The sequence below is a fragment of the Rhizobium sp. SVR5-2C genome, assembly GCF_056755115.1.
Genome location: NZ_JBNDHT010000496.1, coordinates 1 through 248, shown reverse-complemented (window position 1 = coordinate 248; position 248 = coordinate 1). Strand labels below are relative to the sequence as shown.

Below are 248 nucleotides of genomic sequence, written 5' to 3'. Positions count from 1 at the left end.
CTGTGGGAGCGTGATTATTCTGAGGTGCGCGCGTTGTTGATGAAACTGAAGACGCAGGGTGTCGTCGATCTGCGTGCCTACGCGCGAGACAATCCGGACTTCATCTCAAACTGTATTGCGAGCGTCCCCACGGTCGCCGCCAATGCCGCGGCACTGGAGCTTCTCGGCAATGTCAGTGCACAGAACGGCGGCTCGATGCGCCGCTACATCGCGCAGGATGACGCCACCTTTCTCGGGCTAATGGCGGC

Annotated in this window: 1 pseudogene; it reads left to right on the top strand. The window is 60.5% G+C overall.

Annotation, left to right across the window (positions count from 1 at the left end):
• Positions 1–39: 39 nt before the first annotated feature.
• Positions 40–248 (top strand): annotated as a pseudogene (locus tag ACPYOI_RS36655) (two-component sensor histidine kinase); the annotation flags it as partial.